General features: G+C 66.2%; 25 protein-coding genes. 8 read left to right on the top strand and 17 right to left on the bottom strand.

Annotated features, from left to right (window positions below; genetic code table 11):
* Window positions 1–57: 57 nt before the first annotated feature.
* Complete coding sequence (locus OHT76_RS05860) at window positions 58–1,512, top strand: recombinase family protein (protein ID WP_328869671.1); 1,455 nt, start codon at window positions 58–60, stop codon at window positions 1,510–1,512.
* Between the two features lie 422 nt (window positions 1,513–1,934).
* Here the strand turns inward: OHT76_RS05860 and istB are convergent, their stop codons facing one another.
* Window positions 1,935–2,726: an IS21-like element helper ATPase IstB gene (gene istB / locus OHT76_RS05855; RefSeq protein ID WP_328869670.1), complete on the bottom strand. Its 792-nt coding sequence runs from the start codon at window positions 2,724–2,726 to the stop codon at window positions 1,935–1,937.
* Complete coding sequence (gene istA / locus OHT76_RS05850) at window positions 2,726–4,231, bottom strand: IS21 family transposase (RefSeq protein ID WP_328869669.1); 1,506 nt, start codon at window positions 4,229–4,231, stop codon at window positions 2,726–2,728. The genes istB and istA overlap by 1 nt, the downstream gene beginning before the upstream one ends.
* A gap of 140 nt (window positions 4,232–4,371) precedes the next feature.
* Here istA and OHT76_RS05845 point away from each other — a divergent pair, with 140 nt between their 5' ends.
* The 3 genes from OHT76_RS05845 to OHT76_RS05835 all read left to right on the top strand — a co-directional run bounded on the left by OHT76_RS05845 (window position 4,372) and on the right by OHT76_RS05835 (window position 6,641).
* Window positions 4,372–4,800 carry a hypothetical protein gene (locus tag OHT76_RS05845; RefSeq protein WP_328876767.1) on the top strand — a complete coding sequence of 143 codons (429 nt, stop codon included), beginning with the start codon at window positions 4,372–4,374 and terminating at the stop codon, window positions 4,798–4,800.
* Window positions 4,710–5,855 (top strand): DUF2637 domain-containing protein, encoded by a 1,146-nt coding sequence (locus OHT76_RS05840; protein WP_328869668.1) that lies wholly within the window; start codon window positions 4,710–4,712, stop codon window positions 5,853–5,855. Before OHT76_RS05845 ends, OHT76_RS05840 begins: the two co-directional genes overlap by 91 nt.
* Window positions 5,856–6,047: 192 nt before the next feature.
* Entirely contained in the window at window positions 6,048–6,641 is a 594-nt protein-coding gene (locus tag OHT76_RS05835) for a WhiB family transcriptional regulator (RefSeq protein ID WP_328869667.1), read from the top strand.
* 31 nt (window positions 6,642–6,672) lie between these two features.
* Here OHT76_RS05835 and OHT76_RS05830 read toward each other — a convergent pair whose 3' ends face one another.
* On the bottom strand, window positions 6,673–7,041 hold the full coding sequence (locus tag OHT76_RS05830; RefSeq protein ID WP_328869666.1) for a hypothetical protein: 369 nt from the start codon (window positions 7,039–7,041) through the stop codon (window positions 6,673–6,675).
* Between the two features lie 18 nt (window positions 7,042–7,059).
* Window positions 7,060–8,733, bottom strand: a complete 1,674-nt coding sequence (locus OHT76_RS05825; protein ID WP_443049721.1) for a glycosyltransferase family 2 protein — start codon at window positions 8,731–8,733, stop codon at window positions 7,060–7,062.
* A 144-nt stretch (window positions 8,734–8,877) separates the two neighbouring features.
* Between OHT76_RS05825 and OHT76_RS05820 the strand changes: the two genes are divergently transcribed.
* The 3 genes from OHT76_RS05820 to OHT76_RS05810 all read left to right on the top strand — a co-directional run bounded on the left by OHT76_RS05820 (window position 8,878) and on the right by OHT76_RS05810 (window position 12,008).
* Window positions 8,878–9,174, top strand: a complete 297-nt coding sequence (locus OHT76_RS05820; protein WP_328869665.1) for a transposase — start codon at window positions 8,878–8,880, stop codon at window positions 9,172–9,174.
* 572 nt (window positions 9,175–9,746) lie between these two features.
* Window positions 9,747–11,000, top strand: a complete 1,254-nt coding sequence (gene ltrA, locus OHT76_RS05815) for a group II intron reverse transcriptase/maturase (protein ID WP_328869664.1) — start codon at window positions 9,747–9,749, stop codon at window positions 10,998–11,000.
* 30 nt (window positions 11,001–11,030) lie between these two features.
* Entirely contained in the window at window positions 11,031–12,008 is a 978-nt protein-coding gene (locus OHT76_RS05810) for an IS3 family transposase (RefSeq protein WP_328876459.1), read from the top strand.
* 253 nt (window positions 12,009–12,261) lie between these two features.
* On the opposite strand, the gene OHT76_RS05805 is transcribed toward OHT76_RS05810, so the two are convergent.
* The 13 genes from OHT76_RS05805 to OHT76_RS05745 all read right to left on the bottom strand — a co-directional run bounded on the left by OHT76_RS05805 (window position 12,262) and on the right by OHT76_RS05745 (window position 25,232).
* Window positions 12,262–13,383, bottom strand: coding sequence for an adenosylhomocysteinase (locus OHT76_RS05805; protein ID WP_328869663.1), 1,122 nt, complete (start codon window positions 13,381–13,383; stop codon window positions 12,262–12,264).
* 26 nt (window positions 13,384–13,409) lie between these two features.
* A complete protein-coding gene (locus OHT76_RS05800; RefSeq protein ID WP_328869662.1) occupies window positions 13,410–14,405 on the bottom strand; it encodes an NAD-dependent epimerase/dehydratase family protein in 996 nt (331 codons plus the stop codon).
* A gap of 28 nt (window positions 14,406–14,433) precedes the next feature.
* Window positions 14,434–15,267: an aminoglycoside phosphotransferase family protein gene (locus OHT76_RS05795; RefSeq protein WP_328869661.1), complete on the bottom strand. Its 834-nt coding sequence runs from the start codon at window positions 15,265–15,267 to the stop codon at window positions 14,434–14,436.
* The gene (locus OHT76_RS05790) at window positions 15,264–15,920 is read right to left on the bottom strand and encodes a histidine phosphatase family protein (protein WP_328869660.1); all 657 of its coding nucleotides are present in this window, start codon (window positions 15,918–15,920) and stop codon (window positions 15,264–15,266) included. The genes OHT76_RS05795 and OHT76_RS05790 overlap by 4 nt, the downstream gene beginning before the upstream one ends.
* Window positions 15,917–16,678, bottom strand: a complete 762-nt coding sequence (locus OHT76_RS05785) for a phosphotransferase (protein ID WP_328869659.1) — start codon at window positions 16,676–16,678, stop codon at window positions 15,917–15,919. The genes OHT76_RS05790 and OHT76_RS05785 overlap by 4 nt, the downstream gene beginning before the upstream one ends.
* Complete coding sequence (locus OHT76_RS05780; RefSeq protein ID WP_328869658.1) at window positions 16,675–17,523, bottom strand: class I SAM-dependent methyltransferase; 849 nt, start codon at window positions 17,521–17,523, stop codon at window positions 16,675–16,677. The genes OHT76_RS05785 and OHT76_RS05780 overlap by 4 nt, the downstream gene beginning before the upstream one ends.
* A 34-nt stretch (window positions 17,524–17,557) precedes the next feature.
* Window positions 17,558–18,070 carry a topology modulation protein gene (locus tag OHT76_RS05775; RefSeq protein ID WP_328869657.1) on the bottom strand — a complete coding sequence of 171 codons (513 nt, stop codon included), beginning with the start codon at window positions 18,068–18,070 and terminating at the stop codon, window positions 17,558–17,560.
* A 90-nt stretch (window positions 18,071–18,160) separates the two neighbouring features.
* On the bottom strand, window positions 18,161–19,210 hold the full coding sequence (locus tag OHT76_RS05770; RefSeq protein WP_328869656.1) for a glycosyltransferase family protein: 1,050 nt from the start codon (window positions 19,208–19,210) through the stop codon (window positions 18,161–18,163).
* A complete protein-coding gene (locus OHT76_RS05765; protein ID WP_328869655.1) occupies window positions 19,207–20,922 on the bottom strand; it encodes a carbamoyltransferase family protein in 1,716 nt (571 codons plus the stop codon). Before OHT76_RS05765 ends, OHT76_RS05770 begins: the two co-directional genes overlap by 4 nt.
* 6 nt (window positions 20,923–20,928) lie before the next feature.
* On the bottom strand, window positions 20,929–21,885 hold the full coding sequence (locus OHT76_RS05760; protein WP_328869654.1) for a thymidylate synthase: 957 nt from the start codon (window positions 21,883–21,885) through the stop codon (window positions 20,929–20,931).
* Entirely contained in the window at window positions 21,882–23,669 is a 1,788-nt protein-coding gene (locus tag OHT76_RS05755) for a hypothetical protein (RefSeq protein ID WP_328869653.1), read from the bottom strand. Before OHT76_RS05755 ends, OHT76_RS05760 begins: the two co-directional genes overlap by 4 nt.
* The gene (locus OHT76_RS05750; RefSeq protein WP_328869652.1) at window positions 23,666–24,376 is read right to left on the bottom strand and encodes an HAD family hydrolase; all 711 of its coding nucleotides are present in this window, start codon (window positions 24,374–24,376) and stop codon (window positions 23,666–23,668) included. The genes OHT76_RS05755 and OHT76_RS05750 overlap by 4 nt, the downstream gene beginning before the upstream one ends.
* Window positions 24,377–24,431: 55 nt before the next feature.
* Window positions 24,432–25,232 (bottom strand): TauD/TfdA family dioxygenase, encoded by an 801-nt coding sequence (locus OHT76_RS05745; RefSeq protein WP_328869651.1) that lies wholly within the window; start codon window positions 25,230–25,232, stop codon window positions 24,432–24,434.
* A gap of 201 nt (window positions 25,233–25,433) precedes the next feature.
* Here OHT76_RS05745 and OHT76_RS05740 point away from each other — a divergent pair, with 201 nt between their 5' ends.
* Window positions 25,434–25,871: an NUDIX hydrolase gene (locus tag OHT76_RS05740; protein WP_328869650.1), complete on the top strand. Its 438-nt coding sequence runs from the start codon at window positions 25,434–25,436 to the stop codon at window positions 25,869–25,871.
* Window positions 25,872–25,910: the final 39 nt, after the last annotated feature.

Raw genomic sequence — 25,910 nt, 5'->3', positions numbered from 1 at the left:
GAGCGACCCTACGACGGATGTGGAAAGTGCCTGCTCGGAGTGCGGCGGCTGTCACGTGTGCGGGCCGCCACCTCCTCTCCCGAGCGTCAACGGGAGGACGTTCTCGTTGCCGCTGAGGCCGTCGGCGGGCACATCATCGGTTGGGCCGACGACTGGGAGGTCTCGGGTGCCACCGACCCGGTGACGCGGCCCAAGCTGGGCCCCTGGCTGCGGGATGAGCGTGGCCCGTACGACGGGCTCGTCGCATCTGCGGTCGACCGCCTGGGCCGGAACGTCGTGGACTGCCTGAACACCGGCTACAAGATGCGGGACGAGAAGAAGGTACTCGTCACGTACGGCCATGACGGGCCGTGGGATCTGGATGATCCGGCAGACGAGAACCGCTTCACGATCGAAGCGTGGGGTGCCCAGATGGAGCTGCGGGCGATCCAGCGCCGGAACCGCGACACGACGGTCAAGATGCGGGCCGCCGGGCGACCGAAAGGGAAGCCCTCGTACGGATTCCGGCATGTCCGCAGCGTCATGGGCGGCAGGGTCGATGGCGTCGAACTGCACCCGCATGCGGCTGAGGTGATCCGCAACGTGGCTCGGCGGATCCTCTCCGACCCGGAGAACATCACCCCGAGCAGCGAGGCAGCGCGCCTCAACCGAGCGGGGGAACTCTCGCCGGCCGATCACCTCGCGGTCATGTACGGGAAGCCGGTCCGGCACACCCCGTGGTACCCGGCGAGCCTGCGCGACATCCTCGTGTCAGAAGCGGCACTGGGCTACCTGATGCACCAGCACAAGCCCGTGATCGACCGTCAGGGCAATCCGGTACGCCTGTGTGAGGGCTTGTGGGACAGACGGACCCACGAGGCTTTGAAGGGGGCCATCTATTCGCGCCCCATGAGCCATCGCCGATCCAATCGACCGTACTTACTCACCGAGCTGGCTATCTGCGGCAACTGTCACAATCGTCTCTTCACCTACACCTCAAAACTCGTGCCGCCTCGGTACGCGTGCACCGCTCGGAACAAGGGGTGGAAGAGCGCGCGGGAGTGCCGCCCTGCACCGCTGATGCGCGTGCAGATCCTGGACGCGGTCGTGGAGGCCTGGTTCCTGGAGAAGTTCGGGGACGGCATGATCCTCGAGACGGTCTTCGACCCTGGTAACGGGGTGGCGGAACGCATCGCCGAACTGAGGGCGAGCAGGGAGCGGCTTCGTCTCGACCGACAGGCCGGCCTCTACGACGCGCCGGACGACGCGGAGTGGTTCCGCAAGCAATACGCGCTGCTGGGGCAGGAGTTGGCCGCAATGGAGCGGGAGCCTCAGCGGTCTCCAGGAATGGTTCAGCGGCCTACTGGGGAGACGGTCACGGACCGCTGGCACAGCGCTCCGGATGTGCAGGCACGGAAGGAGATCCTGCTCGACTTCGGCGTGCGGGTGATGTTGTTCCCGGCCAAGTCTCCGGTTCGCTGGGTTGTGGGAGTCATGCATGGGCCGGAGCGCCCGCCGATGGGTGCCGCCTAGTAGCGGCCACACCTCGGCGATACACGAAAACCCCGGCACAGCCAAGTCGGCCGCCCATCTGAACCTTGAGCCCACGATTCCCGATGACGGGGAGGGTGGGCGTGAATCAGACGTCAATGGACAGCGCGGTGGTTGGCCGTCTCTGGGCAGCGGAACCGCTCGCTCCTTCCGTGCCGTTGCCGAGGTGGCTGTTCGTGACGGAGGACGACGGCGTCGCGGAGGTCGTGGCTCGGCGATATGAGGGGCAACAGCGGAGGACGTGCCGATCGGCGCGCGGTCAGGAAATAGTGTCAATGGCCACGAGTTCACCCCCGGTGGCGGACGGCTGAACCCATGCACTGGCGGACACGAGAATTCCCCACGGACTCCCCGCGGACAGCGGATCTCCCCGCCTGGTCCGCGTGATCCCTCCTGGAGCGGGCTCAGTTCAGCGGCCTCACTCCCTTGCCCGAGGTCGCCTCGGTGAGCCGGAACGAATCACCCTGAGTGACCACGACATGAGCATGGTGAAGCAGCCGGTCGACGGTCGCGGTGGCGAGGGTCTTGGGCATGATTTCGTCGAATCCGGACGGATGAAGGTTCGAACTCACCGCCATTGCGCGTCTTTCATAGGCGGCATCCACCAGCCGGAAGAAGCCCTCAGCAGCGTCCGCGGAAACGGGCAGCAGACCGATGTCGTCGACAATGATGAGGTCACTTCGGATCAGCCGGGTCATCGCCCGGGCGAGAGAATCGTCGACGCGGTGGCGGCGAACGAGGGCGCCCAGATCCTCGATCGCGAACCAGGCAACTGTCATGCCGGCCTCGACCGCAGCCTGCCCCAATGCTTCTGTGAAATGCGATTTTCCAGTGCCGGACGGTCCGCAGACACAGAGATTCTCCTTGCGGGAAATCCACTCCAGCGTCTTCAGCGAATCCTGGACCTGTCGGGTGATGGAGGAGGCGCCTTCATCCCAGTCGCCGAATGTCTTCCCGGCGGGAAACCCGGCCCGCTTTCGGCGAGTGCGGAGGTTCGCCGCGTCCCGTCCCGCAGCTTCCTCGGCCAGCAGCACTCGGACGACCTCGGCCGGGTCCCAGCGTTGAGCTTTCGCGGTGGGAATGAGATCCGTCAATGACCGGCGAATGTGCGGGAGCTTGAGCCTGCGGGTCAGCTCAATCGCCTCGGCGAGCGGATCGCCGTTCGAGCCTGAAATGTTGCGAAGAGGGGTGGCCATCAGATTTCGTCTCCTTCAGGGGCAACGCCGAATCGGGACCAGGCGGACGTGCCCGGCTGGAGGCTGTGGTCCTCGGAGGCGCGGGTCGGCTCGGCAACCTGACGTCCGATGTGGTGATCGAGGATCGAGATGAGGTCGTTCTCGGCGAATCGGCCGGCGATCGCCGCGGTCCCCAGGGCCCGGTCGACCTCGGCGGTCCCGTGGAGCTTGGCGAGTTGGACGGCCTCGGCCATCTTCGGCCGCATCCTGCGGGCCCCTGAGGCGGCGGCCTCGACCAGCCAGGACGCCGCCCCGGGACCGAGCTGCAAGAACGCGGCTTCCTCGGCCGATGCGGCCTTCGGGGTTCGTTCACCTGCCTTGTCTTCCCGTGGCGGATAGTGCTCGTCCTTGATTGACGGGTTGCCCGGGGTGGACCGGCGGTGGCGGGCGGCCTCGACGGCGCCGTCCTCGGTGACCGCGGTGACGACGAGTTCGTCGCCGTGGATGCGGGCCCAGACGGTCTGCCCGGCCAGCTGGTGCGGGACCGAATACCGCACCGAATCCACCGAGATCGTCGCGTCGCCTGCGACCTTGCGGGTGGTGCCCAGGGCCGCGGTGAACGGATTCTCCGGCAGCCGGTGCAGGCGGTGGGCTTCCTCGGCGAGCGCCTCGATCGGCCGGCGTCGGCTCGCCCGGTGGACCTTGTTGTTCACCTCCGCGGTGAACTGGCGGCAGGCGTCCTCGAGTTCCGCGAAGTCCCGATAAGCCGGCCGCAAGTTGATATCGGTGGGCACCAGATCCCGTTTCGCGATCCGCACCGTCGCCTCCGAGCCGCCCTTGGACTGCGGATCCGCGGGGACACAGGTCCGGATCGTCAGGCCGTAATGGTGGCCGATCTCGATGATCTGCGGATTGCGGACCGGTATTCGCGCGATATGGTCGCTGGTGACCGTCCGCTCGTTGTCGGTCAGCGCATAGGTCGGGGCTCCGCCGATCTGCCGCAGCGTCGCATCCAGACAACTCGCGATGGTCGGCAGGGTTTTGTCGAGCACCGGGATCACGACCCGGAATCTCGACCAGGCCAGCCAGGCGCACCATAGCCACGTTCTTCGGCCTGCTATTTTCGGGCCGTCGCCCCAATCCCATTGGACCCAAAGTCCAGGTTCTGGAATCCACGGGCGGAACACACGGCGGTGGCCGGCGCGATAGGACGCCTTCGCCGCGGCGACCGCCCGCCGCGTGGTCCGGTCGGTGCCGGTGAAGCCCATCGCCTTTATCTTGTCGTGCACTCGGTCAGCCCCGATTCGGCCGCCGGAGCGTTCAACGAGTTCCTCGACCTTCGGCAGGTAGTCGTCGATCATCTTCGGTCGCGGCAGGCGCTTCGTCGCGTCCCCGCCCTGGTCGCGAAGCTCGACATACCGCTTCACGGTGTGGTGGTCGCACCCGGCCAGCTCGGCCGCCGCACGGTAACTGCCCGTGAGGTCGTACGCCTCAAGAATCTCCATGATCTCCTCTTTGCTCTTCACACTGGCCAAGAGAACAGGCCGTGTGGTCTAGACAGCCAAGAGGGATCACGCGTCCATCAGCGGGGACATCTCGTGTCCGCCTGCGGGGAGCCGATCAGACCGCCTGCAGGGAGCTTTGCATTTCCGCCGTCAAAATAGTGATGGGAACGGCCAGCATCCCCATCTGCCTGGATAAAGAGAGCGTGGTCGTCGGGCGACTGATGTCAGGAAGCGGTGAAGAGCCTGTTCATGTCTGCGACGGGACTGTCTTTCTGGAGCCAATGGTCCGGGCTGGCGCCCCATGCGGCTGCCCGAAGGCACGCAACGACCAGATGACGGCAAGCAGGTTGGGGACTGGGCCAAAGCCGGACGTCTGCCTGCGCTTCCGGTTGGCTGAGGAGCCGGAAGTCGGTTTGGTGTCCCTTATCTCCCATTCCTGGCAATGCTTCGATTCGGTGCGTGCAGCTCTGAACGCCGCGGCAGATCGGGACGGCGTGCAGTGGAAATTGGTGCTGCGCAATACGGCTCATACAACTCGATCCGGTTTGGTCGTGAGCTATGCCTGGCCAGAGCTGGTCGTTGCGACCTGAGATGCGGAGCGGAGTCTCATCTGCGAGACGTCACTTGCTGCTGCCGTGAGCACCGTCTCCGAGAGGCGAGGACGTTCGTGCTCTCGCTCAGTGAGAGGGCCGGTGGGGCGATCTCGCGGCCGGCCCATCCATCAGCCGCTCTGGAGGTCGGCCAGTTCAACAGCTCACGGATCTCCAATTGGCAGCTAACTGAGCACCGAGGCACTGGAGTAGCGGAAGGAGGGGCCTTGCTTCATCGAAACCATGAAGATCAGAAAGAAGGGGGCACCAGTCGGGCAATTGGCGCTGACGCCAAGGCCGTTCCAGAGCCGCGCCAACGCGCTGCGCGCAGGACTGACTCTGAGACGTGGCTTCGGCGCGGCTGCTGCCTCGTGGTCGCTTCCGTAGCTGCGTACGCGTCCTACATTCACCAGCGGTCCTTTGCCCTTCAGGGAGGAGCAGATCCGGCGAGCGCGACGTTGTGGCCCTTGTCGGTCGACGGCTTGCTGCTCCTGGCGACAGTTGGGTTGCTCAAGCCCGCCCATCAGGTTGGGCGTCGGGCGCGCGCAGTGGTGTGGATCGCGTTCCTGCTCGGCATCAGCGTGTCCCTTGCGGCCAACATCGCCGCCGCGCCTGCCCTTACGTGGAAGCCGGTACTGGTCGCGGGATGGCCGCCGGTTGCCCTGCTTTTCTCGGTGGAACTTCTCGCGCACCGGTCCGGCGACGGATTGCCGACCGAGACCATTCCATCGGACCAGCCGCTGAGCCCGGACGGTTCGCGAGAGCCGGAGGCGAGACAGGGCGAGGGAGACGAGCTTGCCTCGGCAGAGCGAGGTTCTCGCGGCGGGCGCGAGAGCGGGACAAGCGGTTCTCGAACCTCGTCTCGGGACAGAGCGCCAATTACTCGTCGGAACGCAGAGCAGCGGATGTGGGAGTACTTCCAATCCCAACAGGCCGCGGGGCGCACGCCCACAGGAACGGAGCTGGACCGGGTAGCGGGCACGAACAACTACGGTCGAGCCGTGCTGAGGCAATGGCGGCGTACGGGTCGCATTCCTTCTGGAGCAGACGAATGAGTGCGGGGGCAATGAGGCGTTGACCGCCTGTGGCGCTGAGCTGCCGTGCCAACACCAGGTGTTGATGCCGTACGCATGCCGCCAGTGCCGCCTGGGCCAACGGATCTTGATGACCGCCTGACCAAAACTGAGTCGGATCTCGGCCTTTTGAGATGCCCGCGACATTAGACCTGCGTCTCATGGGGAGCCGGTATGTCCCGACCGCGTCCGACCGTGTTGCTCACGTTCGTCGTCGGGGATGCTGAGTCCACAACCGAACCCTCGTCAGCCGTGCTCAATGGCGATGCCCGCAGTGAAGGGTTGATACGCCGCCGCGGAGATCACGCTTGGCACGACCAAGCTGCATGCCGTTCGACGGGCGGCGAGGTTGTCGACCCGATGATGTTCTTTCCCAAGCCTGATGACGTGGACCGTATCCGTGGAGCCAAGGCTCTGTGCGGGCAGTGCACTGTGCGAGGTGTGTGCCTCCAAGCGGCCCTCGAGAACGGCGACCGCGACGGTATCTGGGGCGGCATGACAGAGGAGGAACGGGAGCCACTTCACCGCGTGTTTCAGTACCGTCTGAACCGCGCTCGCGTAAACGCGGTGCTGGAAGGCCGGGACATCTTCCTCACGAGCGCTGAGCGCCAGGCCGCAGTGCAAGCCGCCTACCAGGCTGGTGTACCGGTCGCACGACTGGCCTGGCTTCTCCAAGTCTCAGAGGAGCACGCAGGCAAGCTGTACCGCCGTACCCGCCGGGAGATCCGGAACCGAAACGAGGCTCTGGTGCGCAGTGATGGGTCGTAGAGTGCCGGCCGGGGGAGCGGTCTACGTGAAGTCAGACGATGGCTACGTCCGGTGAAGGTGTAGTCACTGGCTGAGTTGACTCGGTTCCGGTGGGGGCATAGCGGTCATCGCGGGTATTCCTCTTGGAGGGCGGCCACTGGCCGTCGGTGATGACCGTCGGGGTGTCCTTCTCGGCCTGGGTCCGCTCACGTGCGGCCACGTCCACGGGCGGTACGTCTGGAGCGGCACCGGTGCGGGCCAGGCGGGCGAGCAGGGCTCGCATCGACCAACTCAGGTGCCGTGTCTCGGCGTCGGTGCCCGCCATGACGGCGTTTACCGCCAGGATCGACCGGTGTCCGGCCAACCCCTCGGGATCGCCGACGAAGGACGCGCGGTGGCGCAGCAGGGCCCGGGCGGCCATTGGGGCGCCGGGCGGTGTTCAGGGAGCGATGCGCTGGGTGAGCGCCTTGACGAGGTCTGTCCTAGCCACCTGGAGGACAAAGGTGCCACCGCTGTCGCGGGCGGGCTTGGCGTACCAGGGCAGGCCTCGACGGCGCCACTTGGCCGGTGCCAGACCGCCTGGCAGCTCAGGCAGAGGCAAAGTCCACTTCCCGAGCTGGAGTTCACCCCTCCACAGACCAGTGGGCAGAGTGTTCACCGGAATCCGTACGACGAAGTCCTCTCCCCCCTCGTGCAGCTGGCAGGCTGGGAAGAGGGCTGTGGCGCCGCAGTCGTCCTTCAGGACCACGTTGAGTGTGCCCTCCGGGTATGCGGCGAGCTTGCACCGGCCGGTGAACTCCAGCTCCGTGGGTACCTCCGGGGCCCAGCGGACGCTGTCGTCGATCTCAAGCAGCGGCAGCACCTCGTGCTTTCGTTCACCGAGATCGAGGGTGAAGTTGCCATGTGGGCGGGTGGTGTAGGCGGTGACAGCGCGGAGCTCTTCCAGAGCGTTGACCACGTGTGTCGCTGCTTTAGCTGAGACTTGGGCAGCTCGCTTGCTGCCGATGCGAACCTCGCGAGTGACGCCCTGTGCGCCGATGGCGAGCGAGACGTCCCACAGTCCGTCCTCAAGTGGGCGGCCCTCGGCGGCTGTGAGCACGTCGACGGCGACGTCGAATCCGGCTCGGTCGTATGTGAACCGTCCTTCGTCTTCGTCGGCTCCGACGCCGGGGGAGTCGGTGTGCGTGACGGGCAGCCGGAACTCCATCGCGCTGTCGCGCTCCCGCAGGACGAGCTCCGTGGTTACGTCGCGAGTTTCGACGCGGTGGAGGTAGGCGTGACCGGCCAGGTAAAGCGTCGTACCGCGGAGGTCGGCACGCGTGACGTGGTGGCGAGCGGCGAGCTGGGCGGTGACGTCGTAGCAAACGTCCGGGATGGCGCGGTCGGGGTCGCGGAGGAACGGGTATCGGGCGAGCGCCCTACCGTTGTCGACCATTACGGGTGTGGCGACCTTGCTCTCGGCGAGACCCTCCTCGAAGGAGATGACGTCGAGCAGTTCGTCGAGCATGAGATGGCGAATCAGGTGCAGTCGCAGCCGGGCCATGGCCGAGAGTCGGTCATTCATGCCCTCGTGCCAGAGCGGCTCGATGATCTCGGCGAACTGCCGCAGCATCTTCAGCTGCATCTCGCGTGATTCGTGCACCAGCTGACTGCACAGAGCCTCCTGGACCTCCACGGTCAGGTGGCGGTGCGCCAGGTGGTCGCGGTCTGCACCGGGCGGCACGTTGTCGAGGATCATGTCGATCACATGCGGCAGGAACCGCAGTCGGGGCTCCGAGCCGGAGGTTCGACGAGTGATGTTGCCCTCGTCTTCCCGCAGCACCCAGTACAGACAGTCATAGTCGGCCAGCACGGAGATGCCGGACGCCTGCAGGTAGGCCGCGCCGACGAACAGCTGGTCCTCGCCGATTGAGAGATCCGCGGGGAACCTGAGGTGGTGGCGTTCGAGCAGTTCCCGACGGAACAGGTTCATGGGGTTGAGCGTCCAGTACACGCGGGACGAGAAGACGTCGGTCTTCGGCTGGTTGCGCCGGAACATTGAAGTGGGTGCCCCGCGCCCCCCGACGCCGACCATTTTGCCGAGGACTATGTCAGTGCCGTTCTCGTCGGCCATCGCCACCATGCGCTCCAAGGCCTCCGGACCGAGATAGTCATCTGCGTCCAGGAAGAAGGCCTCTAGTTTCTAGGGTTTTGGGGGGCCACGAAGTTTCCGGACACGGACCCAATAGGGTTGTCCTGAACAGGAAACGAGGAAGAAGTGGCGCCACCCAGTAAGTACTCGCCGGAGTTCCGCGAGGAAGCCATCCAGATCGCGTTGAGGTCGAGCAAGACGATCTCCGAAGTCGCCCGGGAGCTTGAACTGAACCCGGAGACACTGCGCGGCTGGGTCAAGAAGCACCAGAAGCAGCAGGAACCGGCTCCCGATGCGGAACTGACGGTGAACGAGCGGGCGCGCCTGAAGGAACTCGAACGACGCAACCGCGAGCTGGAGATGGAAGTAACCTTCCTGAAAAAAGGTGTGCCACGAACGCGGGAGGCTGCTTGCGGTAGTTGAGTAGCTGAACGCGGTGCTGCACGAGAGATGAAGGACTTTCGGCCCTTCGGAGTCGCCCTGCGGGGGGAGGCTTCAAACCGCCACATGCTGCGGAAGCGGTGACGCGACCGTGGTGAGCGACTGTGGAAAAGGCGCCCGTGAGGCGTCAGGTGGGGATCAGGGAGACGGAGCGCAGTCCCCTTGCAGGGGATCGCTGTTGACGCGTCGTTATTGATGAAATGGCATCAGAACCGGGTGTTACTTTTTGGCCCGGGATGAGTCTGGCGGAAACCCGTTTACTGGCCAGGTGGTGCCCGGCGTGGAGGCGACGTGAATCTGGTCTGCTGCTTTCGTGCGGAACGTGGGAAGGCACACTTCGATGCCTCAACTCTGCGTATTTCACGCGGTGTTGTGAAAGGGAGCCTTCCAAGCGGACAACCCGCGAGGAACTGAGTACCGATGCGAGGTGTGTTGGCGGACCGGTTCGTAGTAGCGGTGAACCTCCTGCTGGGCGCGGTGGGAGCGGAGCGAAGGGGCCGGATTGTCCGTGGTTCGTTTGTTCGGTCAACCAGGAGTTCCCTGGGAGGAGCTGCGTGGGCGAGCTGAAGTCACAGATCAAGTCGTTCGAGATATCAAAGACAGAGGTCTGGGAGGCGTACCTGAAGGTCAAGGACAATCAGGGTGCTCCGGGGGTGGATGGCTGCACGATCGAGGAGTTCGAGAAGGATCTGAAGGGGAACCTCTATAAGATCTGGAATCGGATGTCCTCGGGAAGCTACTTTCCTCCTCCGGTGAAAGGCGTGGAAATCCCGAAGTCGCACGGCGATGGGGTTCGTTTGCTCGGTGTGCCCACGGTCGCGGACAGAATCGCCCAGACGGTGGTGGCCGCTCATCTGGAGAAGCGGGTGGAGCCGGTGTTCCACCCGGACTCCTACGGCTACCGGCCGGGCAGGTCGGCTCTGAACGCGGTTGAGGTATGCCGGCGGCGGTGCTGGAAGAAGAAGTGGGCCGTCGATCTCGATGTCTCCAAATTCTTCGACAGCGTCCGCTGGGACCTCGTCATCAAGGCGGTGGAAACCCATACCGATGCCGCGTGGGTCGTGTTGTATGTGAAGCGGTGGCTTTCCGCTCCACTGCAACTTCCCGACGGCACCTTGCGGCAGCGAGATCGCGGAACCCCACAAGGTTCAGCGGTTTCTCCCGTGCTGGCGAACCTGTTTCTGCACTATGCATTCGATCTGTGGCTCTCCCGGAACTTTCCGGACGTCCAGTTCGAACGCTACGCGGATGACGCAGTCGTGCACTGCGACTCCGAACGCCGGGCCCGTGCGGTCCTGAAGGCGATCGGGGACAGGATGGAAGAGGTCGGCCTGCAACTGCACCCGGCCAAGACCCGGATCGTGTACTGCGGAAGAGACGGGCGCCACGACGGGGTCGCGGCAACGTCGTTCACCTTCCTCGGTTTCACGTTCCAGCGTCGTCCAGCGCGAAACCGGAACGGAAAGATCTTCACTTCATTCCTTCCGGCGCCCAGCAAGGACGCCCTCAAGAAGATGAGCACGGAGGTCCGCTCCTGGCGGCTCCACATGCACATCGGCTACACCCTCGGCGAGTTCGCGCGATGGCTCAACCCCATCATCCGCGGCTGGATGCAGTACTACGGTGCGTTCTATCGCACCGAGTTGTATCCCCTCCTCAAGCGCATCAACTACTACCTGATGCGCTGGGTCCGCAAGAAATATCGGCGGCTGAAGACCTTCAAGAATTTCCACCGGCGATGGAAGCAGGTCACCACCGCGTACCCGCTCTTCTTCGCCCACTGGAAATGGGTCCACTCGATCTGGTGATCAGGATAATAGGAGCCCGGTGACGGGAGACTGTCACGCCGGGATCTGTGGGAGCCCGGGGGTGAAATTCCCCCGGGCCACCCGACCCGCAGCGTACTTCGCGAAGGATCCCCGGTAGCAAGCAAGTACGAGTTCATCGACGAGATGCGGCTCGACACTACGGAGTGCGCATACAGCGTCGAGTTCATGTGCGGCCGGCTCGGCGTCTCCAGATCTGGCTACTACGACTGGCGATCCCGCCCGGAATCCGCGACGGCCCAGCGGCGCGAGGAACTGAAACTGCTCATCGAGAAAACCTTCGACATGTCCGACGGTACCTACGGGCACCGACGCGTCCAGGCTCAGCTGGTCCGCTGGGGCGTCACCGCCGGCCTGGAACTGGTCCGCCGGCTCATGCGCGAGCTGGGCCTTGAGCCCTGCCAGCCGCGGCCGAAGCGGTTGAGCCTCACCCAGGCCACGACCGGCCAGGTGCCGGACCTCGTCGGCCGCAACTTCACCGCTGACACACCCGGCGAAAAACTCGTCGGCGACATTACCTACATCGCGACCGGGGAAGGCTGGCTGTACCTCGCAACGGTCATCGACTGCTGCACGAAGGAAATCATCGGTTATGCGATGGACGACCACTACCAAACCCCGCTGATATCCAGGGCGATCCGCAACGCGGCACGGAACAGGAACCTCTCGAAGGGTGCGATATTTCACTCCGACCGCGGAAGCAACTACATGTCAGCCGAGTTCGGGAAGACACTCGACCGGTTCGGTCTCCGCAGATCTGCCGGCCGCACCGGCATCTGTTTCGACAACGCCATGGCCGAATCATTCTTCGGCGCCCTGAAGAACGAGCGTGTATCAAGGGTGACTTACCTGACTCGCGAGGCCGCTCGGCGGGACATCACTCGCTACATCGAATTCTGGTACAATCGCAAGCGCCTTCACTCGGCGGTGGGTTACCGCCCTCCGCGCGAAGTCCACGCCGAGTACGAGAAGTTGCGAACCGCCGCGTGAAATAGACGGTCAGAAGCCTGTCCGGAAAACGCGAGGCCCCTCAATTCCCGTCGCCTTGTGGTGAATGTGCAGCACCAGGTCGTCGTCGTTGATCACCACAGCACGACACGTCACGTGTGCGGGATACGTAGTACGGGATGTGGGGTCGGACAGGGCGTTGAACGGCGACGTGAGTGTTCCGGCTTCGTGGGGGTGGCGGTGCAGGTACGCGATAGTCGCGCCGCGGAGGTGGGTACGGGGCACCGTCATGTGATCACCCGGTGAAGTGGTCGAGCCAGATCGATGCGATCGTGCGGCGTTCGGACGGCGGGACTTTGTGCAGCCCTGCTGCATGGTCGCTGCAAGACAGGGCTGCTGTGGCGGCGATGATCTCGGCTTGGACCAGGTGGATGTATGTGCCTACGGACGCGCCATGGGTGAAATTCACGGCTCCTCCGTCCGCCAGGACGTAGAAGTAGTGGCCGGTCATCTCGTACCGAGTGAGCTGAGGGCTGACCGTGGTGCGTTGGTAGAGCCCTGCGAGCGTTCCCAGTTCGAGTTCGTCCTCGGACGAGGTCACCGACGCGACGTACGCACCGTTTCGGAGGGCCGCGAAGTCGCGTTGCCGCAGTGCTGAATTGCCGGTGGCGCAGAGCACGAGCTCGGCGTCATGGAGGGCCTCGGTGCGCGATGCCGTCGTACGGAAGCCTTGGGAGGTTGCCAGTACTCGCTGTACCGGGTCGGTATCGAAGACGGTCACCCGCAGGTCGTCGGCGCGCAGGGTTTGGGCGATGGCGCGTCCCACCTTGCCGAACCCGATGACGCAGGCGGCTCGGCCGGTGAGGATGTCGCCCCGCGTGCGTACGAGTGCCTCGGTGGAGAAGACGATGGACCTGCCGACGAGGTGGTCCTCGCAGTGCTTCAGCGGGGAGCGGGCGACGGAGAACACGGGGCAGGGGAGCGGGCCGAGTGCCTCGTAGCGCTGGTGGCCGTTCTCGGTGTCCTCGACGACTCCGCGGATCCTTCCTGAGAACTTGGCGACGAGCGTGTAGAGGCTGGGCGCGAAGTAGCCCCCGATGTCGAGCAGTACGACGTCTCGGCCGGCGACGGTGTCCTCCAGGAAGCCGAGCGCCGTGGTCGGGTCGGCGAATGTCTCTCGGCTGAGATCGACGACATGGTAGGTGTGTTGGATGTCGGCAAGGGTCGCTGGGTTGATGGATCTGGGCTTGGGCAATACGGCAGCGACCACGGTGGTGCGGGCCATCGCGGACAGGAAGGCAGGGCGCTCAGGCAGCAGATGGGTGATGATCAAGGATGAGACGTCACCGGTGGTGGGGAATTCGCCGGTGATGCGGCGGAAGTAGGCGTCGAACCGTGCCTGTTCTGGGCTCTCCACGGCAACTCCGGAGAGATGTCCGGGCGTTAGGCGGCAGTGCCATGCACGGGTTGGGCCATGGCCAACATCTGGTGGTGCAAACCGCTGTGCAGTTCGACTCTCGGCTGCCAGCCGAGGAGCTGGCGGGCTCTGCTCGGGTCCGCTCGTGTAGCGGGGACGTCGCCGTCGTTCGGGCCTGCCAGGTGGATGTGGATGTCGCTGCCGACGACGCGCTTCACGGCGTTGATCACCTCCAGGAGGGACGTGTTGGCGCCGCCGCCCACATTGATCACGCCCTGGGCCTCGGGCGTGGTCGCGGCAGCCATGGTCGCGCTGACGACGTCGTCGATGTAGGTGAAGTCCCTGCGCTGGTGACCGTTGCCGTAGAGACGCAGAGGCTGCCCCGTGAGGGCGGCCTCGAGGGCGCGGTGGGTGAACATGTCGGGGCGCTGCCTCGGACCGTAGACCGTGAAGTAGCGCAAGGCGACGACACGGGTGGGGCAGTTGCTGCGGGTGCTGTGGGCCAGGCAGAGCTGTTCCTCCGCGAGTTTGGTGACCGCGTACGGCGATACCGGATGCGGTGGATCGCTCTCGACGCTCGGTCCGCCGACGGCCGCGCCGTAAACGCTGGAGGACGACGCTACGACCAGCCGGGGAACGTGCATCCGTGTCAGGGATTCCATCAGTCGCTGCGTGGCGAAGATGTTGCAGTTGACGTAATCGACGAACCGCGGGCCCCAGGACGGCCGGACGCCGGGGATCCCTGCCAGATGGAAGACGACGTCAGCGTCGATCAGCAGTGGGTCGATTGCGCAGGTGGCCAGGTCGGCCGTGATGTGCGTGTACGACGGCAGGCCATGGAGAGAGGTGAGGTTGGCCGCCGCCGTACGGTCGGTGGCGGGATCGCGTCGATCGACGCCGATCACGGTGGTTCCGGACCGTGCCAGGGTCTCGGCCAGGTGGGAACCGATGAAGCCGGCCGAGCCGGTCACCAGGGCACGCTGCACTCTCCGCGTGGCCGGGCCGGAAGAACTTGCTGCCACAGGATGCTCCTCGGAAGTTGTTGGTCGGTCAGGCCAGGCGAGCCAGAACGGCTCGGCCATGGGCGCTGAGGGCGGTGGCGTTCCGCTCATGGCCGCGGACGATGGCAGTGACGGCCTCGATGGCGCCGAAGGACACCAGCAACTGCCGCTCGGCATCCGTCATTTGGGTGCCGTAGCCCGTGAAGAAGGCCTCACGGAGACGAGGTTCGGACTGCCAGTGACGGAACTCGAGCCGGGCGAAGTCCCGGACTCGGGCGTCCCGTCGCATGTGTTCGAAGTCGCAGACTCGGAACTGCTCGGCGTCGACGAGCCAGTTTCTGGGCTGGTAGTCGAGGTGGCACACCGCTCGGTCCATCACGGTGCCGGCCAGCACATCACCGTGCGATTGGAGAATCCGGCGCTCGTCCGCGGAGATCAGGCCGCCCTGTTCAGCCGTTGCGATCCAGCCCAGAAGGCGGGTCGCCAACTCGCTGCTGGGGGCGGGACCTTCGGCCGTCGCGCGGTGAAGCCTGCCGAGCACCAAACCCGCCGCCTCGTACATCCGCTCTCTCTCCGCCGGGCTGAGCCGCGCCGTGCAGGCGTTGGCTCCCTCCAGGGCCGTGAACAGCAGTGTGTCCGTGGAGTCGTCATGCGCGACGAGCTGGGCGGCGTAGCCGCTGAGGTGGCGGCCCCAGCTCGAATAGGCGTGCAACTCCTGCGTGTACCGGTCTTGTCGGTGGTGTTGCTTGGCCACGTAGGAGGCTTCGCGGACGTCGACGAGGCGGACGAGATGCGGCGGAAGCCCTGGATCGGCCACGACGCGAACCGCCCCTACGGCCTGGCGCGCCAACGTGAGGCGAGGGTCGGCCAGTGATGTGATCACGTCTCGCCTCCCAGTTCTCGGACGATCAGGTGGGCCGTGTCGTTGTGGCGGTCGAGGATCCACCGGCGCTGGCCGAGTCGGTTCCCGTGGTGTTGCCAGCGGGTGATGGAGGCGTGGTCCACCGCGAAGCCGGTGGGCTGTCCTGGGGGAAGAGGGAGGAGGAGCGTGTGCGCTGCGATGACGGTTTCACCATGAGCGGCGAACAGGACGCGGTTGCCCTCATACTGGTCAATGAGCTTCCGCAGGAAGGCAGACGCCCGCCGGAGATAGCCAGACCATGTGTCGGATCCTTCCGCCCAGGGAGTGTCCGGGTGGGCGTGTGGTCCTCCGTCGGCCGCTGTCTTCACCTCGTGCCAGAGCTTCCCATCGGCCGCTCCATGTATGGGCCCGTCGAGGCCCGGCTCGGTTCGCAGAGGCAGCCGGAGCGCCTGGGAGAGGATCTCGCCCGTTTGCCGGAGGCGGAGGCGCGGTCCCGCGTATAGCGCGGTGAACGGCTTGGCAGCGTGCTCTGCGGCTAGCCGGTCAGCCGCCGCCTCAACCTGGGCGTACCCGCGATCGGTGAGTCCGGTGCAGGTGTCGGGACCGCCTACGACTTCGTCGACGTTGCACTGGGCTTCCCCATGTCGGACGAAGACGAGCTCTGTGGTGATCATGATGATCTTTCCGGACCGTGGGAGGCAATGGGGTCGGCGTGCCGATATCCGTGGCGGCCGCTGTACGGGGCCGTGAGGACGGCGTGCAGCGCCAGGAAGTCGTCGAGGCGGTCGCGATCCGTGGCACCGAGGCGTGCGTCGTGGCGGGCAGCCGCCTCGTTGTAGGCACCCAGCGCCCCGTCCAGGCTGTGATCAGGGAGCGGACCGTGCGTCATGATCAGCGACGTGACGAGTTTGGCCAGGTCGTATGCGAACGGGGCGAGCGAGAGGTGGTCGGTATCGACGACGAACACCGTCCCGTCGTCCGTGAACAGGAAGTTCCGCAGGTTGCTGTCCTTGTAGAAAGCGGTGGGGCCCTCGGCTGTCCTATTCAAGATCGCCAGCATCATGTCCAGCGCCCGGTCAGTGGGCAGAAAGCCCTGCTGTCTGCGACGGCGCAGCGCCTCCTCCCGCAGTCCGAGATAGCTGCTGAACTCGGTGCCGTCACTGAACTGGTGCGCTCTCGTCAACTCGGCGCCGTGGAGATCGCTGGCCCAGGCCGCCCCGTGGGCGTCGCCCAACAAAGCTGCCAGCTCGGGCAGATCCCTCTGCTCGGCGTGTCGGCCCTGGACCCAGGTGAAGGACAGCGCGGCCGGCCCGGAAACCGTGAGCGTCGGCTGCCGGAACGGCTGCGCGTGGGTGGCGAGCCAACCGTAGTGTCGTGCCGCCTGACCGGCTTGCTCATCGGTGGCGTAGTGCTTCGTGAAGTAGGTGGTCATTCAGGCCTGCCTCCTCGGGCCCGGGCCACTACGTAGGTGACGGTGGAGCTTGTCGTGACCGGGCGGTCGGGCCGAGCGCTGTGCAGTGCCGCCGAGATTGCGATCGGGTTGCCATCCAGGCCGGGGGAGAAGGCGTACTTGGGGGTCGTGGCCAAGTACTCGGCGGCGTGCTCGTGTCCGGCGAAGGTGAACCGGTGCTCTTCGTGATGGGTCGCCAGGACGTTGAGATGGGATGAAGCGAGGCGGGCCAGGTTGCCGCTGTGCGCCGTGGTGTAGAGGCTCTCGTGCTGATTGGCACACGGATCGAGACCGGCGGAGGCCACGAGGACGTCCAGTTCGCGATAGCTGTCGAGAGACTTGGTGACCAGGACGGCGAGTCCGTCCGGCGCCAGGGCGCGCGCGATCTCCGCAACGACATCGGCTGGTCGGGCCGAGTGGTAGAGACAGAAGGCGGCAATGGCCAGGTCACAGAACCCAGCTGCGAGCGGAAGCTGGTGGAAGTCGGCCTGCACGAAGTCCGAGCGGACACCGTCGACGCGAATCACGCGTTGCCTCGCCGCGGTCAGCAGCGCGGGGGCGGCGTCGATTCCGACCAGGTGGATCGGTCGCAGTCCCTTGGCGAGGGCCCGGCTGGTGCCGCCCCGTCCGCAGCCGACGTCCAGCACGCGCCGCAGACGACCCGAGCGATCGGTCCGGTGGCGGCGGACGAGGTCGATGATCGTCTCGGGAACCGGGCGGCCGGCCGTCTTTGCACGCATCAGTGCGCTGGAGCGGTTCGCCAGGCGGGACGCGTCGCCGTACAGCTGGCTGGTCCGAGCCGGGTCGAGGAAGGGGTTGCTGGTCATGCGCTCCACCCCCGAAATGGGTGGAGCAGATTCCTCAGCGCTGCTCGGCCGAGACCTTCCGGAGCCAGCGTCGAGTCTGCCTGCGGTTGGTCAACAGGACCACGTTCGCGTGACCGGCTGCGTGTTGCTCGATCTTGGCCATGACGCGGGGACGCATTTTGCGCCGGTACGTCGCGACGTACTTGATCACGCCCGAGTGAATGCGGTTGTGCACGCCGTTGCCCTTGTGTCCGGCTCCGTGTCGGATCTGCCGTGCAAGGATTCCGTACAGGGCGGCCACGGTGGACACATCCATGAGGATCACGGTGTCGCAGGCTTCGAGTCTGATCTGCAACGTCGAGTTGTAGTTGCCATCGATCACCCACTGCGGCTGCGAGACCAGCCGACGTTGTAGCTCTGCGAACTCCTCCATCGGAAGCTCGTGCCAGTCCTCGTCGTAGAAGGCGGCGTCCAGATGCGTCACCGGGGCGTCGAGGATCCGGCCCAGTTCGCGGGCCAGATACGACTTGCCGCTGCCTCCGCAGCCGACGATGGCGACCTTCTTCATGGTGTTCCACCCTAGAGGCCCTCGGACGCCCGGACGTCTCGACCGCCAGGACGCGTACGGATGATCCACACAGGAGCATGGGCAAGGTCATCAGACTGCACCTCGCCGTGTCTCGGCACCTGCGACCCTGTGGAGGATGTCCTCCAGGACGTCGACCTGATGACTCAGACGGAACAGGTCCAGGCGCTCTATGCACGCGGCGACCAGGTCCGCGTGCTCCGGCGAGCCAGCGATCCTTTGCAGGTGCCTGATCCGCTCGATCACCTGATCGCTGGACTCGACGACGAGGTCCCTCGGTACGAACCGGTCGGCGTGACGGATGTCCGCTGGGGCGAGGGGCAGACAGCCGGCGAGCGCGGCCTCGAAGATCCTCTGCGTCATCTGGCCGACGACGGCGTACCGCTGGGGCAACAGCAGCACGGTGGCCAGGGCGTTGCCATACAGATGGTGCACTTGCTCGAAGGGGATTCTTCCGAGGAAGGACACATGTGGCCAGCGAGCGGTCCTCGGCCACTTGCCCCCGACCTGGTGCTCGAAACTGGCAGCCGCCGGGGCGAAGAAGCGGTCGAAGTGCTCGTCGCGGTCGTACTGGTTGCCGACGTATCCCAACGCGAGCGCTCGTGGCTTTCGAGCGAGGCCCTTCGGATCAGCCTGTGCCATCAGGCGGTCGTCAACGGGGAAAAGGAGCTGATGAGCGTCGGCTGAGGGGGCCAGAGCGGCCTCGCATACAGCCGTCCTCTTCGCGCGGCGCCACGCGCTACCGGGAGGCAGCTGTCGGTCCTTGTCCCAGATCACCGTGGGTGTGAGGTGCCGCACGGAGTAGTGCTTCAGGAGTTCGGCCTGACGGTGCAGGTCGCAGGCGTGACCGACACTGCCGCAGCAGGTCGTGTTGCGTGCGCTGATTGCCCAGCGCCATTCGAGGAACAGTACGTCGATCTCCGGGAGACCCATGTTGAATTCGTAGGCGTAGCCGAGGTCGTCACCGGCTTCGAGGAGATCGCGGTTGGCCTGGAGGAACACCACGTCGTGGCCGCGGGCAAGGAGGGCGTCAACCAGCGGGCGGCGGTGACTGCGACCTCCGTCAGGAGTGTCGGTGATGCCGTTGCCCAGGAAGCCCCAGAAGCTGTAGCCGATCCTCATTTCGTGATCCACCGGCCTTCCAGCAGTAGTGCGTCCAGCCCGGAGTTCGCCAGGCAGTCGAGGGCCATGGCCGGAGTGCCGCAGATCGGCATGCCCTTGATGTTGAGGGACGTGTTGATCAGTACGGGCACGTCGGTGCGGCGGGCGAACGCCCGCAGGACGTCGCAAAGGAAGGGATTCTGGGATTGTGTGACGGTCTGAAGCCGCGCGGTGCCGTTGGCGTGGACGACCGAGGGGATGCGTTGGCGGGCCAGGTCCGTCACGCCGGAGGCGATGGACATGTACGGCGCCTCCTGGCCGAGGGTGAAGAACTCCTCGGCACGCCCGGCCAGAACCACCGGGGCGAAGGGCCGGAACGGCTCCCGGAACTTCACCGTGGCGTTGAGCCTGTCGACGATGTCGGCTTGCAGGGGCGAGGCGAGGATTGACCGGTTCCCCAGAGCGCGCGGGCCAGCTTCCACAGGTCCCTGGAACAGGCCGACGATCATTCCGTGGGACAACTGGTCGGCGAGGAACTCGGCGACCTCGATGCCCAAGAACTTCTGCTGGAGCCCCGGCCAGTGGGAAAGATCGAGGTGCTGGTCCCTGAAGGACGGACCTAGGTAGCAGGTGCGGGCGATCCTCGATAGCGGGCGTCGGCTGCGGCTGTCAGCGTGTATGGCAATCGCGGCACCGATGGCTGTGCCGGCGTCGCCGGGTGCGGGCGGCACGAAGACCTCATCGAAGATGCCCGCCTGGACGATCCGACCGATGCTGACGCAGTTGGCCGCCACGCCGCCGCCCACGCTCAGTCGCCGTGAACCGGTGACTGCCCGCGCCCGACGAGCCAGATGCAGCATCACCTGGTCGGTGCGCTCCTGTAGCGCTGCTGCCAGGTCCCGATGAACATCCAGAACCGGCTCGCTCTGATGACGCTCGGGGCAGGTCTCCTCAATGAAGCGATGCGAGGTCCTCGGATAGCCGGAGATGAGAACGCGAGGCGGGAAGTAGGCGGGGTCCAGCGCGAATCCTGTGGGCGTCGTCCGGACAGCCCTTGCGAAAAGGTGCCGGAATCGGTCGGGGTCGCCGAGCGCCGCGAGTGCCATCACCGTGCCTTCCTCGTCACCCCGTCGCCAGCCGAGGTGCTCGGTCACCGCGCCGTATGCGTAGCCCAGCGAGGCCGGGTCATTGATCGAGTGCAGAGTGCGCGCGACAGGGCGGAAGGCATCGTGCGCATGCGCGATGGTGGTGGTCTGACGCTCGCCCAGGCTGTCGACGACGAGCACGGCGGACTCTTCCCAGCCGGACGCGGCGAAGGCCACCAACTGGTGCGCCCTGTGGTGCTGGACGGCCGAGACCCGTGCGGTGGGGAACCGCCGGCTCAAGGCCCTGAGGCGGCGTCGGGTACGGCAGGCAACCCTGGCGAACCCGACAGCCCGAGCTATCGCCCGGTCACGCGTCGTCGCCGAAGACACCAGACGCAGGGCGGCGGGAGACTCGTAGAGGTATCCGACGGGCTGGAAGTTGTACGCGACGGCGTCCACGTCGCCGGCGGTGATTCCGGCCTCGCGTAACAGCCAGTCGACGGAACGGCCCGGGTAGTCGGAGGTGTGCTTGCGCCCGTTGAGCCGCTCCTCCTCAGCGAAGCCGATCAGCTGCCCGTCCACGAGGAGGGCGGCGGCGGAGTCGTGCGTATATGAGCAGACTCCGAGGATGACGTTGGAGTGGTCCATGAGGATTCAGCTCGCTTCCTCGGAGACCCCTGTGCCGAGCGCCGCGCCGCGCTGGCGCAATCTGCCGTACCAGCTGATCAGGGCCGGTCGCAGTGGTCCGGCGATGTGGTCGGCGACCTGAAACGCCTGCCTGCGCTGTCCGTTCCGCCACAGGCGGTAGCTGCGCATCGTCTCGGCCATCGCCTTCCAGCCGGGATGGTTCACGGGCTCGCCGACCTCGACCTGATGGAGAAGATGATCGAAGCTCTCCCACGGCGTGGTGAGGGGCGGCATGACCGGGCTCGCGGCGACCTCGGAGAGCCCAACAGCCTGGGGGAGATCGCGCTCGTAGATGTGAAGCGAGCCGACGTGATGGTGGTGAGGGCCGAGTTCGGCGCCGAGCCACCCTGCGACCAGTTCGTGCAGGGTCGTGGTGAAGAACAGGTCGTACGGCATCCCGATCCACACGTCCTGGCCCCTCATGGTGGTTGCCATGTGCAGGCGGCCGGCGCGCAGATGGAAGCGGAAGCCGAGCGTGCAGGGTACGTCCTTATGGCCGGCGGCATCCTGGGACGGGTCGTAGAGCTGGATCACCGCTCGACGGGAGTCGGGGTCCTCCTTGAGGATCTCGACGACACGGCGAAGCTGGTCCACGTGGCCGGCCCAGTTCCGCATGCGCGGTCCGTACGCGCCTCGCAGGACACCGTCGTCGGCGTACTGCCGTAACTTGGAGTTGTAGCCGAAGATCCATGGAGCGTCTGATCCGGAGAGGTGCCAGACGGTTTCCGCCACAGCGAATGCGGGATTGAGAACCCGGGTGGGCGGTGCGTGCAGCAGCCGTGCCCGTGGCTGGGTGAGCGTCATGTGGACGTCGAGGACCTCTCGGGTCTGCATCCCGCGAGGGCTGACCGGCTCCCCGTTCTGGGCCAGGGCCAGCGCCCCGGCGAAGAGCTCGGCGACGCTGTCCGCGCTGAGGGTCGTCATCGGACAAGGCCTCCCTTGCCGTGCGCTTCGTGGTGGACCTGGGCTTCGTTGACGATCATCTGTGCGATGTCGCGGGCACTCGAGCCGCGCCATCGGCACACCGCATCCGTGGCCGACGGCGGGCGTGACGGGCGGACGGTGCTGACCGCTGTCAGGGCACTGGCGATGTCGTCGGCGGTGCCGCATCGGTTCGCGAGTCCGTGGGCGGCGAGGCCGAGTGTGGGCTCACCGTGCACCGCGATCTCGAGGACCGGAACGTTGAGGAGTACGGCCTCGATGCCGCAGGTTGACGACACACTGGCCACGCCGTCGGCGCCAGCGACGCAGCCGCGCGCGCCCACACGGGGGTCGACGACGGCAACCGGGCCTTCGGTGTCCCGCTGGAGCACATCGTCGAAAACGTCAACGCGCTGGGCCGGGTGCGGGGCGATGGCCAACCCCCAGTTTCCCGAAGTTCTTCGTATGCCCTCGAGGAGGAGATCGGCTTGGGCCTTCAGCCGCCCTGGACCGTAGGGCTGGCACGCCCACACGAGGATGAACGGGGTGCTGAGCAACTCCTGAAGTCTCCGCCGATGCTCCGCACGGTCTACGTGGGCCAGTGCATCAAAGCGGGGCTGGCCGAGCACGTGGATCTCTGTGTCGGGATGGCGGGACCAGTCCTCGGCGCGTTCTGCGTCGCGCTCGCCCATGACGACGATGTGGCGGCTGTGGAGAGCGGGCCGGGCAACGGCCTCCTCGACCCACGCACCGTGTTGCACGTACACCGAGGTGATCCCGCGCCGTTCGGCCGCGTGGACGGCCAACGCACCCAGAGGGCTGGTGTCGTTGCTGCCAACGACGGTATGCGGGCGGACGGCATCGAGGACCTCGTCCAGCCAGCGTTCGATGAGCAGGGTGGCGTGCCACGAGGGCTGCGTGCATCCGCCGGATACTTCCAAGAGTCCACCTGCCAGGCGCTCCAGCCGACGCAACTGAAGTGCATGTACACCGACTTGGATAGCAGGCCCATCCGTGTCCACATCCGTAACTGGTACAGGCCCGGAGGCGGTGAACAAAGCGGAGGGCGCGGACAGAAGCGCGGTGCCCTTGGGCATGGGGGCCGTGCACCGATCGGCTCGATCGGTGGCGAGGTCGACGAGCATGCTCCGATGCCCCTCACGGCCGAGGGCTTCCAGGACAGGCAGGATGGTTCGCCAGTGTCGAGACGACCACGAAAGGGCGACGACGTCGGTCGGCGGCACGAGTGACACAGGCTGGCCGGTCAGCGCGTTGCCTTGGGGGCTGCGAGGCGACAGCTGCCGGAGTCGCAGGCTGTGGATGGGATTGTGGGGAGCCGAAGCCCCCAGTGCGTAAGCGACGCCGGACCAGGTGACCGTGTAGGAGCGGTACTCCCGAGACCCGATCTCCCGGATTCCGATCAGCCCTTCGTTCGGTGAGAGGGCGAGGGGGCCGGGAGACCTCGCGAAAGGCTCCCAAGCGCTGAGCACCAGTAGCCTGCGCACCAACTGCGTGACGAGGCGCCTGACCGGAACGTGATGCACGTGCAGCCAGTCGGCCCCGCCCGGCGTCACCGTGCGACGGGAACTGTGGTGTTCCAACGCCGACATCACGTTCTCGACGTGTGCGGCTACCTCGCGACGATTGACGGGGAACGATTCGAGAACGACGGTGGAGATGCGGTCGGCCCGCACCTTCGCGAGTGCGCCTTCCGTGATCAGGGTCCATACGTTCTGCCCCTTGACCCGGGTGTGCAGCACTTCGAGCGCGTGCTCAGGGTGGTTCACAGCAGGCCTCCCTCGATAAACGGGGCAGGCGGGGTACGCACGCCGAGCAGCGGCAGAAGGCCGAGGGGGGAGTGGGCAGTCTCCGGCGCCGGACAGCCAGGTGCGCCGTACCCCCAACCTGCGTGAACGTATGCGACCCCGGCGCGGCGAGCGGCTTCTTGGTCGACTTCCATGTCACCGACGTAGACGGCGTCGGCCGGGTCCGCGGCGAGGTCGACGAGGGCGAGCAGGATCGGGTCCGGTGCGGGCTTTCCGCGTCCTGGCCCGCCCGGGGCACGGACGGTGCCGAAGGGACATCCGAGCTGGGCCAGCAGCGGCACAGCCCGATCGAGCGGCTTCGATGTCACGACGCCGAGTAGCCAGCCCGCGGCGACGCAGACGTGCAGTGTCTCGGACATGCCGTCGAACGGTCGTGCCAGGTGGGAGGCGTCCTTGGCTGCTTGCGAGTACGTCGTATGCACGCGGTTGGTGTCGCGGATGGAGAGACGGTCCATGATGTCGCCGAACGGTCGCCCCAGGCACTGCTGGTAGGCCTTGAACGGTACATGGATGCCGTGCGTGGCTTGGACGGCCCGCCACGCCTCTTCCATTACCGGCCGGGTGTCCATGAGCACGCCGTCGAGATCGAGAAGGAGCACGCGCTGGGCCTCGGTGTCGGAGTCCAGATCGCGGGTGTGGATGGGGGAGGGCGGATGTAGAGCAGACATGAGGATCACCTCCTGACGTGAGAAGAAGGGGCCACTGGGGTGTCGGATTGCGAGATCACACGGCTTCGTTGGCCTGGGGCAGAAGGACGGTCGGGAAGTCCGGTGCGAAGCCGGCGAGAAGCGGAACGTGCGGATGGCCGAGCGCCCGAAGGCAGAGGCGATCACCGGAGAAGGCCGTGCGGGCGTGCAGCCAGCGGTGGTTGTCCAGCAGGTAACCCTGACCGGGACCGAGCCGGAGCCTGCGCTGGCAGCCTGCGATGGCACTCCGGAGCGTGGAGAGGTACGGCTGGACGACGGGGCTCCACCGCGCGAGACCGTCCTGGCGTAGCCGGACCGACACTCGCCTCTCCGGGTGGGCGGTGAATACCTGGGAGGGGTGACCAGCACCGGCGCCGAAGTAGGCCGTGCGGGGTCTGGCGAGTGCGACGGCCGTCTCCCGGCCTCTGCCGCACAGTCCGGCCAGCACGTCGACGCCGTCGGCCAGGAGCGCGTCGCCGCCCTCCGTGGCCGGTCGGAGGCAGACCAGGAGCAGCAGGCGCGGCGGTTCAGGAACGCCGGCTCGCTCAGTGTGGGCTTCCAGGGCGCCGCGGCCCAGTCCGGCGAAGCCGGCCCGGTGGGCCTGGGTGCCGGTGTCGTGGATCGTCGTCAGTCCGTCCGGCGCACTGTGCGGGTGAGGTTCGATGGTCATGATGTTGGAGGCGAAGGCCAGGACCTCGCGACGGGACATCAGTCCGTCCACGGTGACGAGGCCGCTCTCCCGGAGCCGGGTGGTGATGGACGCGGCGGCGCTCGGGCCGCGGATGTCGACGTAGTGGGACGTGAAGAGCGTCCCTGGGCGTGCAGGTGAGGTGCGCATCGCGGTACTCCTTCGAGCGAGGTCGGTGCGGTCAGATTGGGGAGCCGCGAGGAGTGGGGTAAAGCGACTGATTGTCGACTCGGGCAATTCGCCTGGGTCGGCGTTGTGTTGGGCGGGCCGTGCTACGTTCCGAAAGCCCGGGACGTACACCGCAGGACTAGGACCGTGATGACGTACACCCCGCCCCTCTGGCCCGTCTCCGTGAAGGGCGTCGCACTCGACGCGCAGGACCGCGTTCTGCTGCTGAAGAACGAACGTGACGAGTGGGAGCTGCCCGGCGGGCGCCTTGAAACCGGAAGCGCGGACGGGTCCGTACCGGCTGACACCAGTCCGGAGGCTGCACTCCAGCGGGAGATCGAGGAGGAGACCGGCTGGGCGGTGAAGGCCGGTCCTTTGATCGATGGCGGTGTGTGGATCTACGAGCCGATTCCGGGGCGCAGGGTGTTGATCGTTACCTACGGCTGTGCCGTGCTGACCCGCGACCGGCCGCCGGTCGTCAGTCACGAGCACAAGCAGCTCGGCCTGTTCACCGCTGACGAAGTGCCGGGACTGAGGATGCCGAACGGATACAAGCAAGCCATTGATGCCTGGTACCGACGAGGCACCGCATCGGCCCGGGATGACTACGAGCGGCAGTAGGCGCCTGTGGCCGGAAGGCCCCTCGCGGAGGGCGCTGAC

The organism is Streptomyces sp. NBC_00287 (assembly GCF_036173105.1).
Taxonomy (GTDB): domain Bacteria; phylum Actinomycetota; class Actinomycetes; order Streptomycetales; family Streptomycetaceae; genus Streptomyces.
Note: the sequence above shows the minus strand (reverse complement) of the source record. Positions and strands in the feature narration are given on the sequence as shown.

Excerpts from the sequence above, each read along its gene's own strand:
- istB (WP_328869670.1), bottom strand. The coding sequence starts at position 2,726 with ATGGCCACCCCTCTTCGCAACATTTCAGGCTCGAACGGCGATCCGCTC.
- OHT76_RS05845 (WP_328876767.1), top strand. The coding sequence starts at position 4,372 with ATGGGAACGGCCAGCATCCCCATCTGCCTGGATAAAGAGAGCGTGGTC.
- OHT76_RS05835 (WP_328869667.1), top strand. The coding sequence starts at position 6,048 with ATGTCCCGACCGCGTCCGACCGTGTTGCTCACGTTCGTCGTCGGGGAT.
- OHT76_RS05830 (WP_328869666.1), bottom strand. The coding sequence starts at position 7,041 with ATGGCCGCCCGGGCCCTGCTGCGCCACCGCGCGTCCTTCGTCGGCGAT.
- OHT76_RS05825 (WP_443049721.1), bottom strand. The coding sequence starts at position 8,733 with ATGGCCGACGAGAACGGCACTGACATAGTCCTCGGCAAAATGGTCGGC.
- OHT76_RS05790 (WP_328869660.1), bottom strand. The coding sequence starts at position 15,920 with ATGATCACCACAGAGCTCGTCTTCGTCCGACATGGGGAAGCCCAGTGC.
- OHT76_RS05785 (WP_328869659.1), bottom strand. The coding sequence starts at position 16,678 with ATGACCACCTACTTCACGAAGCACTACGCCACCGATGAGCAAGCCGGT.
- OHT76_RS05780 (WP_328869658.1), bottom strand. The coding sequence starts at position 17,523 with ATGACCAGCAACCCCTTCCTCGACCCGGCTCGGACCAGCCAGCTGTAC.
- OHT76_RS05775 (WP_328869657.1), bottom strand. The coding sequence starts at position 18,070 with ATGAAGAAGGTCGCCATCGTCGGCTGCGGAGGCAGCGGCAAGTCGTAT.
- OHT76_RS05770 (WP_328869656.1), bottom strand. The coding sequence starts at position 19,210 with ATGAGGATCGGCTACAGCTTCTGGGGCTTCCTGGGCAACGGCATCACC.
- OHT76_RS05765 (WP_328869655.1), bottom strand. The coding sequence starts at position 20,922 with ATGGACCACTCCAACGTCATCCTCGGAGTCTGCTCATATACGCACGAC.
- OHT76_RS05760 (WP_328869654.1), bottom strand. The coding sequence starts at position 21,885 with ATGACGACCCTCAGCGCGGACAGCGTCGCCGAGCTCTTCGCCGGGGCG.
- OHT76_RS05750 (WP_328869652.1), bottom strand. The coding sequence starts at position 24,376 with ATGTCTGCTCTACATCCGCCCTCCCCCATCCACACCCGCGATCTGGAC.
- OHT76_RS05745 (WP_328869651.1), bottom strand. The coding sequence starts at position 25,232 with ATGCGCACCTCACCTGCACGCCCAGGGACGCTCTTCACGTCCCACTAC.